Below are 13,610 nucleotides of genomic sequence, written 5' to 3' on the forward strand. Positions count from 1 at the left end.
GTGCCACTATTTTCATTAGCGCCACTACACAAACGACACCGATATGCCGCCCAACGGACCGTAATCGGCATGCACCGTATCGCCCGCTTTTACCGCAACGGGACGGGTAAATGAGCCAGAAAGGATGACTTGTCCTGCTTCCAACCCAATGCCATGTGGCGCAAAGCGTTTGCACACCCAACAGATGCCGTTTGCAGGGTGCCCAAGCACGCCAGAAGCCAGCCCCGTTTCTTCAATTTGACCGTTGAGATAAAGCGCTGCACCCGCCCAGCGAATGTCCATTTCGTCTGGACGAATAGGGCGCCCACCCATGATGATTCCGCCATTGGCGGCGTTGTCGGCAATGGTGTCGTAAACCTTGCGGGTGTAACCTGTTTCTGGATCGGTTCTGTGGCAACGAGCCGCAATGAGCTCAATGGCAGGCACAACGTAATCGGTGGCATTAAGCACATCAAAAATAGTGACGTTCTCACCTTTTAACGGAGCTTTTAGAACAAACGCCAGTTCAACTTCAATGCGAGGATCGAGAAAATCGCCAGCTGGGATCTGCGCGCCATCTGGGAAGAACATGTCATCCAGTAATACCCCGAAATCAGGTTGGTCGATGTTCACCGCCATTTGCATGGCTCTCGATGTCAACCCGATTTTGTAGCCTTTCACCTGTGCTCCGCCTTCGATTTTCTTATCCACCCAAGTTTTTTGAATGGCATAGGCATCGTCCATGGTCATCTCTGGGTGAGAGAGTGTCAGGGCGGGAATTTGCTGGCGGTTTATTTCAGCTTGATAAAGCTTCTGCGCGGCATTTTCTATTTCTTCCTTTTTGAGCATGCTACTTCCTTATTTATTTTCTATTTTGCTTGTTCTTTATTTATCTATAACAAATAGAATCTAGAAGTGAAAATGTCGGAAATGGTTAGGTGGCACTATTCATAAGTTATATTTTTATTAAATTCATTGGGTTAATTTATTTTGGTATGAATCTCTTATTGAAAAGTGCAATCCATTAAAAGAAAAAGCCATATCTATATATCTCCCTTTATCTAATATGGAAATGCAATCCTACACTCGAAGGGAATACGGAAATGGAACTGGATAACCAAAAGAAATTTAGAGATGCTATGTCAAACCTTGCTGCGGCTGTGAACATTGTTACCACAGGCGGTCAAGCTGGGCTAGGGGGTATTACAGCAACGGCTGTATGCTCGGTGAGTGATTCTCCAGCTACTATGCTAGTGTGCGTTAACCAGCAAAGCGGTAGCCATGATAAGTTTTGTGAAAACCAAAATATCTGCATAAACATATGCAGTGAAGAGCAAGAGACTATGTCTTATCACTTTGCGGGCATGACCAAGCTACCAATGGAAGAAAGATTTGCACTGCCTGAATGGAAATTAACAGAAAAAGGTGTGCCGAAACTTGAAGGTGCAATAGCGAATTTAGAAGGGAAAATTAAAAACGTAAGTGAAGTTGGAACCCATTCTGTATTTTTTGTGGAAATAGAAAATATTGATATTAATTCAAGTAAAGACGCGCTTATTTATTTTAATAGAGAATTTAGAACCGTAAAAACCGGTGAAGCAAAGGCTGCTTAAATTGGAAAGTACCAACACTTCTTTGAAAAATCCAATAATGTGAGACAACTATGAATACTAATAACCCTTTACTCGACGAACTGAATAAAATTCTTCCTACCATTGCTGAAAATGCCGCGATGGCAGAGCGAGATCGAACGCCACCTGAAGTGAACATACGCTTATTAAAAAGTATTAACTTTCACCGTGCTTTACAGCCTAAAGCATACGGTGGGCTAGAAGTGTCTTTGCCGGAATTTACCAATTGCGTTGCTGCGTTAGCAGGTGCGTGTGGCGGTACCGCTTGGGCGGCAAGTTTGCTTTCTACTCACAGCCACCAAATGGCGATGTTTTCCAAACAGGCGCAGGAAGAATTTTGGGGCGAGAACCCAGACGCGACAGCGAGCAGCAGTATTGCACCTTTTGGCAAAGTGGTTGAAGTAGAAGGCGGTGTTCTGTTCAATGGGCAGATGCGTTGGAGCAGTGGCTGCGACCATGCTGAATGGGCAATCGTCGGTTTTTGGCGTGAAGGTATTCAGGGTGAGCGAATCTATTCATTTGGCGTAGTACCGCGCAGTGAATACAGCATACAGGACGATTGGTTTGCGGCAGGTATGAAATCAAGTGGCACAAAAACACTGATCATCGAAGATGTGTTCATTCCAGAACACCGCATTGAAGCCGCGAAAGACATGATGGAAGGGAAGTCGGCAGGGTTCGATTTATACCCAGACAGCAAAATCTTTTATGCGCCTTATCGCCCTTATTTTGCCTGCGGATTTTCAGCGATTAGCCTTGGCATTGCAGAGCGCATGTTGCACGTGTTTAAAGAGAAGACTAAGAACCGTGTGCGTGCCTATACGGGGGTCAATGTTGGCGGTGCAACGCCTGCATTAATGCGTCTTGCCGAATCTACACACCAGGTAAATGCCGCGCGAGCTTTCTTAGAAAAAACGTGGGAAGAGCACAAAGAATACGGCGAGCAAAAACGTTATCCAGATCGTGAAACATTGGCGCACTGGCGCACTAACCAAGCCTACGCGGTAAAAATGTGCATTGAAGCCGTAGACCGTTTGTTTGAAGCGATGGGTGGCAATTCATGGTTTGAAGACAACGAAGCACAGCGTCTATTCAGAGACTCACACATGACAGGCGCGCACGCATATACCGATTACGATGTGTGTGCTCAGATCTTTGGCCGCGAGCTAATGGGGTTAGACCCAGATCCATCCATGGTCTAAGCCACCTTACTTAGCTTAAAACTCAATTCCTCTTTGGATAAGGCTGAGCCTTTTCCACCGTGGCTCGCTTTTTCATTCGAAGCGAGCCGCGTTTTTTATTCCCCAAGAATGGCGTCTTAATCGCTCTTAAAACATTAAATGAGAACAATTATCAATAAAGTGTTTGACAATCTAAATGAGAATGATTATTGTTTGTCTCGTCGAAAGGGAAAAAGAAACGGTTTGTCATAGAGTTGAATCATTTAACTCTGAACTTTTTAAAGTAATGGTGAATCGAATCTGGATTTCTTTGACACGACATTGCTCACATTGCTTCCAGTGTAATTTATAGCTTATGGCAAGGTTGGCTTAGTTTCAGCCTTACTCAATTTTGCTAAGCGACACATCTTTATGTGTCGCTTTTTTCTTTTCTGCGTTCCTGCTTTTTTACTGTCTTTTCTATTTATTTTTGGGTGAAAACTGAAATTGGGGTTTTAGCTTGGAAATGGACATTTCTTTGTTAACCCGTCTATGAAATACTCATATTTCAATTTAATTCGAACATATCAAAGATACTTCTTTGGCTGTAGACGAATGGCTAGACCACCTTATCAACAGCAACACTGTTCATGAAGTTTTGAAGAAATCTATACATGACAAGTACTGAACGAAATATACGAATAAACCAAATTTGTTTTGGTCATCCCAAAGAATCACTGACGTTAGAAATGGTTCCAGTAGACATTCTGGCTGAAGATCTAGTTCGAGTTAGAGTTGAAGCAACCAACATTAATCCTAGCGATTTGTTATCTATTCGTGGTATCGGTCAGTATAAACATAACCATCAAACACCTAGGGTGCCAGGGTTCGAAGCTGTTGGAACAGTGATTGAGTCTAATCACACAGAATTTGAATCAGGTCAGCGAGTTGTCGTAGCGACAAGTGGTACGTGGCAGAAGTATATTGATGTATTGCCAGAGAATCTTTTTCATATTCCCCAATCACTGGATAACGGTTACGCATGTCAGCTATATATCAATGCTTTGACAGCTTGGGTTCTGACGGTAGAAATAGCTCAACTGACAAGAAAAGATGTCGTTATCATCAACGCTGGTAGCTCTGCAATAGGCAAGATCTTCGCCCAGTTATCTTCATCGCTAGGATTCAGTCTAATTGTTGTAACCTCAAAACCAGAAGACTATCCGTACTCGGCCACCCATGTGCTAGATGCAAGAGTCGATTTACTATCCCAAATTCAGAAGATTGATGTACCCAAACCAAATGTAGCTCTCGATGCTATAGGCGGTAAAGCAGGAAGTCAGCTCGTTAAAACTGTATGTAAGCAGGGACGTTTTATTAACTACGGTACTCTTTCTCTCAATTTTTATGAGCCTAGTTTTTTCGAGCATGTTAAACGTCAGAATATTGCATTTAGTACGTTTTTTTTACGGCACTGGGAAGGCGCGGTCGGCAGAGATAGCCGTCGAGCTAGGTTCACGATGATGCTTGACCATTTCATTGAGAACCAAATTCAGCTAGATGTAGATCGCCACGTTCGGTTAGATGCCGCTCTATCTGCTATTGAGCTTATTGAGGATGAATCAGTGGCATTAAACGGAAAGATTATTTTGACTATCGAATAAGCCAAACATGAGCATTAGCAAAATGCAATCCTAGCGACAGTTGGTTATATTTTGTGCAAACGATCGCTGGAATTGCCTTTTATGATAGTTGCCCCACACCCGATGCGTTTTCTCTATGCTAACTTATTGAATATAGGTGGCTAAAATTTGTCACCCTTTTGTCGCCACATAGCCTAGTTGGGCTCTGTCATTTGATCGAGAAAACAAGAATTAAAATCTAGTGAAAGGAGTCGTTATGGGAATCAAAGAACTTTGCGCAGACGATCTGTATGTACATGCTTTAAAAGAAGACTTCGAACACACTTCAACTAAGAATATTGAACCGATTGATGAAATTGTTGGGCAAGAACGTGCACAAAAAGCAGTTGAATTCGCTATGTCCATCAAAGAGAAGGGTTATAACATTTATGCCATCGGTCGAAATGGTTTGGGTAAGCGTACCATGGTGTTGCGTTATTTAAACCGCCACCCAGTGGACAATGAATCCACCTTCGACTGGTGCTATGTCGCGAATTTTGATGATATTCGCACACCTAAAGTACTTAAGCTTCCAGCAGGGGTAGGAACAAACTTAAGTAAAGACATCGAAAAGCTTATGACCAAACTGGTTAAAGCGATGCCGCTGGCTTTTGATAACGAAATTTACTATTCCCGTGCCGACAAGCTGAAAAACCAACTTGCGTCTAAGCAACAAGAAAAGCTTGAAGACATCAGTAAAGATGCCAAAGAGCGCGGTATTAGCTTAACCATCACTAATCAGGGCGATTACCAATTTGTTGCCATGAACGGTGAAGATTTACATACTGAAGAGTCCTTTGATGAGTTAACGCCAAAAGAGCAAGACTATTTCGACAAAACCATCGATTCTTTAGAAATTTCACTGCGCACTATGGTTCGCCAGCTAACAGAGTGGGAAGAAACCTATACCGAGAAAATCCAAAAGCTGAACAGTGATGTTACGTTGGATGTGATCAGCCATTTCATTAAGCAGCTTAAGAAAGATTACTCAGAATTTACGGAAGTGAAGAAATATCTGGGTGAACTGCAAAAAGACATCGTTGAAAACGTCGATATCTTCTTGGAAGAAGCGAACGAGCATGGCGAAGTCGCCACGGCATCGTTGGATAAAAAGCTACCACGTCGCTATAAAATTAACGTGTTGGTGAGCCAAAAGGACGAAAACTTCCCCATCATTGTGGAAGACAATCCCAACTACCACAGTTTGTTTGGTTACACGGAGACCGCAACGTTCAAAGGCACCGTGTTTACTGATTTCTCACTTATCCGTGCGGGTAGCCTCCATAAAGCCAATGGTGGCGTGCTTCTTATGGATGCGGTGAAAGTGTTAGAGCAGCCTTATGTGTGGGACGGTTTAAAACGTGCGCTCCGTGCTCGCCAACTAAGCTTAACCTCGTTAGAGAAAGAGCTGACTCTGACTGGCGCGGTCTCGCTCGATCCGGAACCCATTCCACTGGATGTGAAAATCATCTTGTTTGGGGATTACCGTACCTACCAGCTTTTACAGCATTATGATGCCGAATTTGGCGAGCTGTTCCGCGTAACGGCAGATTTTGAAGATGAGATGACGCGAACACCAGAAGCCGAGCTTCACTACGCGCGCTTTATCTCTAGCATTGTTCACGACAATGGCATGCTGCATTGCGACAAGAAAGCCATTGCAAGAATCATCGAGCACAGCTCTCGCCGTTCTGGGGATTGTACCAAGCTTTCGTTGCATTCTGCTCACATTGCTAACTTGCTGCGAGAGTCTAACTATGTTGCTCGCGCTGCTAAATCCAACTTGATTCGTGCCAGCCATGTGGAGCAAGCGTTATCAAGCCAAGAGATGCGTGTCGGCAGGTTAAAAGACAGCGTTATGGAAAGTTTTACCAATGGCACCACGCTTATTCACACCGAAGGGCTGGCAGTTGGTCAGGTGAATGCGCTTTCCGTGTTGAGCACGAGCGATCACATGTTTGGGGCGCCGAACCGAATCTCAGCGACAACGGCGTACGGTGACGGTGAGGTGATTGATATTGAGCGTAATGTCGATTTGGGTGGCAGTATTCACTCAAAAGGCGTGTTGATTCTTTCGGCTTACCTTGCCTCTGTATTTGGCAAAACCGCTAGAGTCCCGTTAACCACGCATATTACGTTTGAACAATCTTATGGCGGCGTAGATGGCGATAGCGCCAGTATGGCGGAGTTTTGCGCCATTGTTTCGGCATTTTCTAAACTGCCAGTTCGACAAGATATTGCGATCACGGGCTCAATGAATCAGTTCGGTGAGTCTCAGCCTATTGGAGGCGTGAATGAGAAAATTGAAGGCTTCTTTGATGTGTGCGTTATTAAAGGGCGTTCATCGAATCAAGGGGTCATCATTCCTAAATCGAACGTCCATAATTTGATGCTTCGCACCGATGTGGTTGAAGCGGTTGAGAAAGGCGAGTTCCATATTTGGGCGATTGACCACGTGACTGAAGCCGTTGAAATCTTTACAGGTAAGCAACCAGGTGAATTGGGCGACGAAGGCGCTTACCCAATCGATTCCGTCTTTGGTGTCGCACAAGCGAAGCTGAATGCACTACGTAAGTAACTGAACAATAAAAATTTGAAAGGGGCGAAAGCCCCTTTTCTGTATCTGAATTTACATTGTAAATAGTGAAAGTTAAGCAACTTCAAGTTTGGGTAAGATACGGCACAGTCCACCAACGCTTAACTTTAAAATAAGGAAGCCCGAATGTACAAATTGGAAATATTCTGTCAGCCAGACCAAAAAGACAAAGTACTGAGCACGCTGCATGAGTCGGGTGTCGATAGAATAGGTAACTATGATCATTGCTGGGCGATTGGCTCGGTAACTGGTTCGCACCGCGCGTTATTGGGGTCTAGCCCCGTGTTTGGTGCGATTGGTGATGTTGAAAATTACCCATTGATGAAAATTGAAATCAACGTTGAAAAGCAGTTTGTGGAAGGCATTGTTGCCCAATTAAAAGAATGCTTGGGTTGGGAAGAACCGTTAGTGAACGTGCTAAAACTGTATAACCAAGAGTTTGATTTCAGTTGATATAGGGAGAGCGAAATAGTGTTACATACGCTCTCTCGAAAAACCTTGTTGCTAAGAGGTAATCATGCAGTGTTTGGATAAGCAAGAAGCATTGATTAAAGATGCAGTTTCATCCTTTCAAGAATCACCAGATGTACTGGCGGCAGTATTGGTCGGTTCGCTGGCGGGTGGGACTGGCGATAGAGTGTCGGACGCAGATATCGTTGTATTTTGCACCAATAATTTTCATAAGAATAATAACGATCAGTTTGAACAGTTTGTATTAGGGAAAGAGGTTTTTTACTGTTTATCGAGTGAGCACAATGACAAAGCATGTTTTCGCAAATATTTGTTTGGTGATATGACAAGTGCTGAAATACACGTACTAGATGTATCTGAAGAATTTGAGATATGTAAACCTTATAAGGTCTTGTTCGATAAAAACTCCGTGACGCCAAGTCGAATATCGAACAAATCAGCACCTAAGCATGAAAACTTTCCGGTCTACCCGAATGGAGATGACGGGCTGATTTGGGAACTCTTTGATTGTGTTAAATGGCTTAGTAGAGGCGATAAAGACTTAGCTAAAGGGTATCTAAAGCGTTTGGCTAAGCAGCTTTAATTAAAATTCTATTTGCGAATAAACTGGCCCCTAAAATCGGATGGGGTCATTTGCTTCTTCTCTTTAAATTGGCGGTTAAAGTTAGACAAGTTATTGAACCCTGACCGTTCTGCCACTAGTGATACCGGAATGTCGGAGTTGACTAACAATTCGCACGCTTTCCCTATTCGGAACTTCTTTAAATGTTCCGAAAAGCTTTCTTTAAAATGCTTTTCAAATAATCGATAAGCAGAGCTTTCACTCATGTGAAGCGTTTTGCAAAAGTCACTGATTTTAATAGGCTCGTGGTAATGGCTTTCAATGAATTGCCTTGCAGACTCAACTCGGCTAAAGCTTTCATCGGGCTGCATTACTTGTTCGATACCATAACTTGATGAGGATAGTGACGTAGCGGTTTTATCGTCAGCTAGCTGTGTTAATGCATCAATCACATTAAGAAGTTGCTGGTGGGCGGAAAGTACTCGGTGGTCTTTCATTTTGTGAAATATCATTTCTCCCATTTCTTTAGAAAACTCAATACCATGATAAGAGCGGTGAAGCATAGGTTTGATATGAGCGAGCTCTGGTGCTGCTTTGACCAAATTGTCTATCCAGCTTTGGGTAAACCACAAAATCAAAGTGTTATGTGGTTGGGAGGCATGCGCAAACGAACGGCCCGAAAGCATATGGGGCAAACCCGGACCAAAAAGCAGCAGTGTATTGTGGTTTACTTCTCCTATATGGTCGCCTGCAAAAAAATTGCCTTCAAAGCAATCCCCAGGGTCGCGATATAGGACCAATTCATATTCCACATGATAGTGCCACGCGCAGGCATAACCCTCTTTAGGCACGTCGCAAACGTACTCACTGATTTTCCAATTGAAATGAGGTTTATCTCCAATGGCTTCAACAAAAGGTCTCATTCATTTTCCTTTCTAGGTTTTGTTTACCTAATAACTCATGTTCTGGGTATACCCGTTACTGTATGAGGCTGTCAAAGTGTAATGTAATTTTGAATGAATAGTATCGACACACGACAGATTTCTACCAATCATGTGCATTATATTCAGTAGACTTATTGCACTTACATCGGATACGCAGATTTTGATAAACCTGCGCATGTCGATACTTAGAGCGGCCACTCTTTTATTTTAATATTTAATAATATCAATATGTTGTGCCTTTAATGTGTAAAGGCACGACGGTGAGGATCTTGCTATGTGGACAAATAGAACTGCCATGCTGTTCTTGTTTACGACCTTTGCTACCGGGCTTTGTGGATCATTTTTCTTCCCTTTGTCTAGTTTGTTTATGGTGGAAGCTTTAAATGCGACTCCTGCTATGCTGAGCGCCTTCTTAGTACTTTCTGTTTTCAGCTCGGTAGTGGTATCGCAATTTATTGCTTATCACTCAGATCGAGGGTGGAAAAGAAAACAGATCTTACTGATTTCGTTCAGCGGATATTTGGTCACGGTGCTTGGTTTTTCGTTCATCCGCGATTATTACTTGGCGGTGGCCATCTCAGTCGTATTTGGCAGTGTGACCGGGGCGATTTATGGTCAGGCATTCGCACTGGCACGCGAATACGCTGATAAGTATTTGAACGATCAGGCGACAACATTTTTGTCTACCTTACGAGCAGGAATGGCGCTCGCGTGGGTATTCGGGCCGCCAATCGCTTTCATCATTAAGGCGGAATATGGCTTCTCGACGACCTTTTTAATGTCTGCTGGCATGATCGTGTTGACGATTGCGATTGTCTTCTTTTTCCTACCTGATGGTGAGATGAAGGAAGAAAAGGAAGAAGAGACATCCATAACGGTTCCTTGGTATCAAAGAGCGTCTGTAGTTTTGTTTTGCTTATCCATGCTGATGGCATTTTTTGCTAATGGTTTGTACTTAACAGCGATGCCGCTATACATCACCAAAGAGTTAGAGCTAAGTGAAAGCTTACCAGGTACTTTTTTGGGTATTGCAGCGTTATGTGAGATCCCAATTATGCTTGCGGCTGGCTGGTTGGCGGCTAAATATGGTGGGAACCGAGTGGTTGGGGTTGCATTAGTATGCGGTATGGTGTTTTTCATCGGCATTATTAAAGCAACAGAAGTATGGCAGTTGATCGCGATGCAGATATGCAATGGCATATTCGTGGGAATTACCGCCTCACTAGGTATGGTCATTTTACAAGACATGATGAAAGACCAACTTGGGGTTGCGTCCACTCTATTCTCTAACGTGTTGCAAGGGAGTACGATGTTGGCGAGTATCTCTATTGGTATTGTGGGTGGCATGTACAACTATTACAGCACGTTTTACTTGAGCTTAGGCGGAACAGTTTTAGGGCTAGTTTTCTTGGCGATGGCAGCCCTTAGAAACCGCAATGCTCGCCCTATTGCCCCTGCTTATTGAGTTTTGGTTTTATGGGTAAATAGCTTGTTAGTCAATGTCTTATTGGCTAATCAAGCTGGCAAGTTTTTGTCTTGTGGACTCAGACAGCTCTGCTTCTTTATACAGAGCTTCTGCGACCGCCTGATTTTCCGGCGTATTTTGGGAGCCCGACATCAGATATTCAAAGAGCATTTCTTTTGTCGGCGTCGGAATGTCTCCATTCATAAGCCGGCTACGAAGTTGGTGCTGATAGTTTGCATCAAATGGCAGCAAGTCCGGTGTAGCCAAACGAGCATTCACTATTTCTCGCACGACATTTGGATTGCTGTCTTTTATTGCTTGTTCACGAAGTGTTTGCTTCATTTCAGGGTTTCTGGCTAATACTCTCGCTGCCACCATCCTTTCATCAAAATGCTCGCTTTTTAAATAATTGGATACTTGGCTATCAAGTGCGCGATCGTCTAGGTTATCAATGGAAACCAAAGTGAGATAAGAAGCCTCTTCAGACTGCAAATTTTTACTTAGGTATTGGGAAACGTCGCTGCGTAAGGACTCGGATTGGCTCCCTAAAATGCCGATGTTGAGCAAGGCAGTTTCAGATATGATTTGATTACTGTTGTCGCTGGCAGCTTCTAGTGCTTGCAGAGCATGAATTGAATTCACATCACCCATTTTGGATATCGACATAATAGCGCGCAGCCGGTTTTCTTCATCTAATGAATTGTCTTCTATCAATTGTGAGAGAATGTATTCCCCTTCAGGGCTTTGTGAGCGCTCCAGCGCAAAGATTAAAAGCGATTGTTGGTCGTCCGTTAGGTTTTGGTTTTGAAGCCAATCTTTCACTGTGTTAAAACCCTGATCAGCTAGATAAGCGCCAATAAGGTGGGCGCTGTCTAGGTTAGGTGAACCTGCATACAATTCGAATTGTTCCACAAAGTTGGCTTCACTCACTGCCGCGTTATTGCTGGCAGTAGCCACGTCTAACCCTTTTAAATGTTGATTCGCGTTACTTGCGTATTGGTTCATCGACCAATTGAGCGCTATTGTGCTCCTCAAAGGTGAAATATTGGTTTGTTGAACAACGGTCAGTTTTTGGTTTTCATAGTCGACGGTTCGCGTGTGGGTATGCGCCAATGTTTGTGGGAAGCCTGCAGTATCGTGAGTTAATTTCCACTTATCTTGTTGTTCGATTACCTGATAGCTTTGCGAGTCAGACACCGCACCAAGCCAGTCTCGCTCTAGGCTAGATGCATCTTGTCGGGCGAAATAAAAACGGTGCTTTCCATCTGCTAGGGTCAGTGTTTTGCTGCCAGAAAAGTAAGAAAACTGAGTGAGTGTTGTATTGATAATGGTCAGCGGGTGAGAGTTGTTTAGCCCCAGTAAATCTACGTTTTCAAAAGAGCCCTTCGAAAATTGAGCGGTAAACATGAGGCGCTTTGGGCGATCTTCCCCTTGTGAATCTGTTGCCCATTGAATGTTGTATATTTGCCCTAGATACACATTTGGCTGACGGTTTGTTGCTTTTAAAGCCATATTGAATTGGTACGTCATTTCACCCAATTGAGCTTTGGGATTACTCATGGTTGTTGTGAGAGCCACGCGATAGCGATGAACAGGATCGGATCTTTGCTCTCCTGCGCTTTTAGCAATCGTTGAGATGGAAGCTGGTTCGCTGTTTTTCTCGGGTGTATAAACTGGAATGCTGTCGGAGTTGTCTTGCGTTTCATGTTCTTCTTGAAATACAAATACCGATGCACCTACAGCTGCAACAATACCCAGAGTTAGCAATAAAATTATCCGTTTCATGTCTCCCCCTCAATTGATGTATAACTCAATTCCACCATACCAAAAGGGAACGAGCAGTGTGCTCGCCCCCGGTTTGAGTTTTATATATACGTGGTCTTATCGTAAATAGTGTGACTAAATTCCCATATTGGTGACCAGCTGATGAGTGTTGTCTCTGCATTAAGAATGTTCCATATGCCAAACAATTTCACCTGACAGTACAGCCCTATGTTTCCACTCCCGCCTTTTGCACTGGCATCCCATTTAAGCCGTGTGTAGTACTGAAAATCCGTAGAGCTGCCTTCTTTGTAGGTTACGCCAGCCTCTGCATGTGCTTTTGTACCTACATTCACTAAGTTGATCGCACCCTTAACGCCTTTTTCGATGGTTTTAACACCAAAATTCAGCATGGCATAACCTTTGGCTGTCGCATCACCAGAAACAAATGGGCGAACAGACGCGTAAACGAAGTCGGGGCGACGCTGCCCATTAACTTCAATTGGGGTGTTTGGCTTGTCAAAGCCACCCACTTCCAAACCGGCGGCAAAATCTGCTCCCGTTTTCAAAACAGCACCAATTTTTACGCCTAGCTTGAATACGCCTGCTGGATCGATAGGTACTTCAGGAATCGGCACTTCAGGGGCTGCAATAGTGTGAGAAAATGTGCGTTTAATGTCTGCCCTTAACAGGGCGTTACATGTTGGGCTAATAGAAAGAGGGGTAGTCGCATTCACAGTAAGAGATAGATGTAACCCACGTACGCAGTTGAGTTCTTGGGGGTTAAACGAAAGGTTGGTATTCCCAAAGACGGTTCCAATTTTCGTATTATGTGGACCCACATTTACAGTGAACTTGTTGTCGGTATTTCCCAGTATTTTCCCACCTGTATAAGTCACATAACCAGAGGCATGCCGCGTTTGTTGGAACCGACCAACAACGTTATGTACGTTTGCTGAGTGTGTTTTGTTTAAAACTGTTCCAGCATTAACAGTGCCTGCGTTGGCAGAGAGAGAATATATCCCTATTGCCAAAGTGCCGCAGACAGCTAATGCCATATTTGAGGCTTTCTTCATTGTCTTATCCTTAATATTAATCCTGTAAGCTAAGGTCAAGAGACCAATGTTTGAATAACAATAAAGGTATGAAAGGTCTAAATTGAAAACTGCATTTCAAACACCCATTTAACCTAGTCAGATTTATATTCCAGTCAATAGATGGCTAACTTATTGTTTATTCTACGTAAGATAATAAGCTTATATTTGTAGTGGGATTTTATTTTATTGATTAATAAAAGATTTATTTAATTCTCTTCGAAAATTAAATGATCGAATATCTTTCAACTAATGTGAGTAAAAT

At 43.4% G+C, this 13,610-nt stretch carries 11 protein-coding genes; 7 read left to right on the forward strand and 4 right to left on the reverse strand.

All coding sequences use genetic code 11. The annotated features are described in order from the left end of the window. Positions 1-24 precede the first annotated feature (24 nt). On the reverse strand, positions 25-828 hold the full coding sequence (hpaH, locus tag VPNCDNU1_RS00200) for a 2-oxo-hept-4-ene-1,7-dioate hydratase (protein ID WP_104398477.1): 804 nt from the start codon (positions 826-828) through the stop codon (positions 25-27). Between the two features lie 254 nt (positions 829-1,082). Here hpaH and hpaC point away from each other — a divergent pair, with 254 nt between their 5' ends. The 6 genes from hpaC to VPNCDNU1_RS00230 all read left to right on the forward strand — a co-directional run bounded on the left by hpaC (position 1,083) and on the right by VPNCDNU1_RS00230 (position 8,102). Further along, positions 1,083-1,592, forward strand: coding sequence for a 4-hydroxyphenylacetate 3-monooxygenase, reductase component (hpaC, locus tag VPNCDNU1_RS00205; protein ID WP_167404687.1), 510 nt, complete (start codon positions 1,083-1,085; stop codon positions 1,590-1,592). A gap of 50 nt (positions 1,593-1,642) precedes the next feature. Then, on the forward strand, positions 1,643-2,812 hold the full coding sequence (locus tag VPNCDNU1_RS00210) for a p-hydroxyphenylacetate 3-hydroxylase oxygenase component (RefSeq protein ID WP_104398478.1): 1,170 nt from the start codon (positions 1,643-1,645) through the stop codon (positions 2,810-2,812). 632 nt (positions 2,813-3,444) lie between these two features. Next, positions 3,445-4,434, forward strand: a complete 990-nt coding sequence (locus VPNCDNU1_RS00215; protein ID WP_104398479.1) for a zinc-dependent alcohol dehydrogenase family protein — start codon at positions 3,445-3,447, stop codon at positions 4,432-4,434. Between the two features lie 235 nt (positions 4,435-4,669). Then, positions 4,670-7,030 carry a Lon protease family protein gene (locus VPNCDNU1_RS00220; RefSeq protein WP_104398480.1) on the forward strand — a complete coding sequence of 787 codons (2,361 nt, stop codon included), beginning with the start codon at positions 4,670-4,672 and terminating at the stop codon, positions 7,028-7,030. Positions 7,031-7,174: 144 nt separating this feature from the next. Further along, positions 7,175-7,501 carry a hypothetical protein gene (locus tag VPNCDNU1_RS00225; RefSeq protein WP_104398481.1) on the forward strand — a complete coding sequence of 109 codons (327 nt, stop codon included), beginning with the start codon at positions 7,175-7,177 and terminating at the stop codon, positions 7,499-7,501. A gap of 64 nt (positions 7,502-7,565) precedes the next feature. Next, positions 7,566-8,102 carry a nucleotidyltransferase domain-containing protein gene (locus VPNCDNU1_RS00230; protein ID WP_104398482.1) on the forward strand — a complete coding sequence of 179 codons (537 nt, stop codon included), beginning with the start codon at positions 7,566-7,568 and terminating at the stop codon, positions 8,100-8,102. 8 nt (positions 8,103-8,110) lie between these two features. On the opposite strand, the gene VPNCDNU1_RS00235 is transcribed toward VPNCDNU1_RS00230, so the two are convergent. Further along, the gene (locus VPNCDNU1_RS00235) at positions 8,111-9,004 is read right to left on the reverse strand and encodes a helix-turn-helix domain-containing protein (RefSeq protein WP_104398483.1); all 894 of its coding nucleotides are present in this window, start codon (positions 9,002-9,004) and stop codon (positions 8,111-8,113) included. Positions 9,005-9,299: 295 nt separating this feature from the next. Here VPNCDNU1_RS00235 and VPNCDNU1_RS00240 point away from each other — a divergent pair, with 295 nt between their 5' ends. Further along, positions 9,300-10,490 carry a sugar efflux transporter gene (locus VPNCDNU1_RS00240; protein ID WP_104398484.1) on the forward strand — a complete coding sequence of 397 codons (1,191 nt, stop codon included), beginning with the start codon at positions 9,300-9,302 and terminating at the stop codon, positions 10,488-10,490. Between the two features lie 39 nt (positions 10,491-10,529). Here the strand turns inward: VPNCDNU1_RS00240 and VPNCDNU1_RS00245 are convergent, their stop codons facing one another. Together VPNCDNU1_RS00245 and VPNCDNU1_RS00250 are read right to left on the reverse strand one after the other, a co-directional pair. Beyond that, positions 10,530-12,275, reverse strand: a complete 1,746-nt coding sequence (locus VPNCDNU1_RS00245) for a HEAT repeat domain-containing protein (RefSeq protein WP_104398485.1) — start codon at positions 12,273-12,275, stop codon at positions 10,530-10,532. A gap of 80 nt (positions 12,276-12,355) precedes the next feature. Further along, positions 12,356-13,327 (reverse strand): hypothetical protein, encoded by a 972-nt coding sequence (locus VPNCDNU1_RS00250; protein ID WP_104398486.1) that lies wholly within the window; start codon positions 13,325-13,327, stop codon positions 12,356-12,358. Between the last annotated feature and the right edge of the window lie 283 nt (positions 13,328-13,610).

It is taken from the genome of Vibrio penaeicida (genome assembly GCF_002933855.1).
GTDB lineage: Bacteria > Pseudomonadota > Gammaproteobacteria > Enterobacterales > Vibrionaceae > Vibrio > Vibrio penaeicida_A.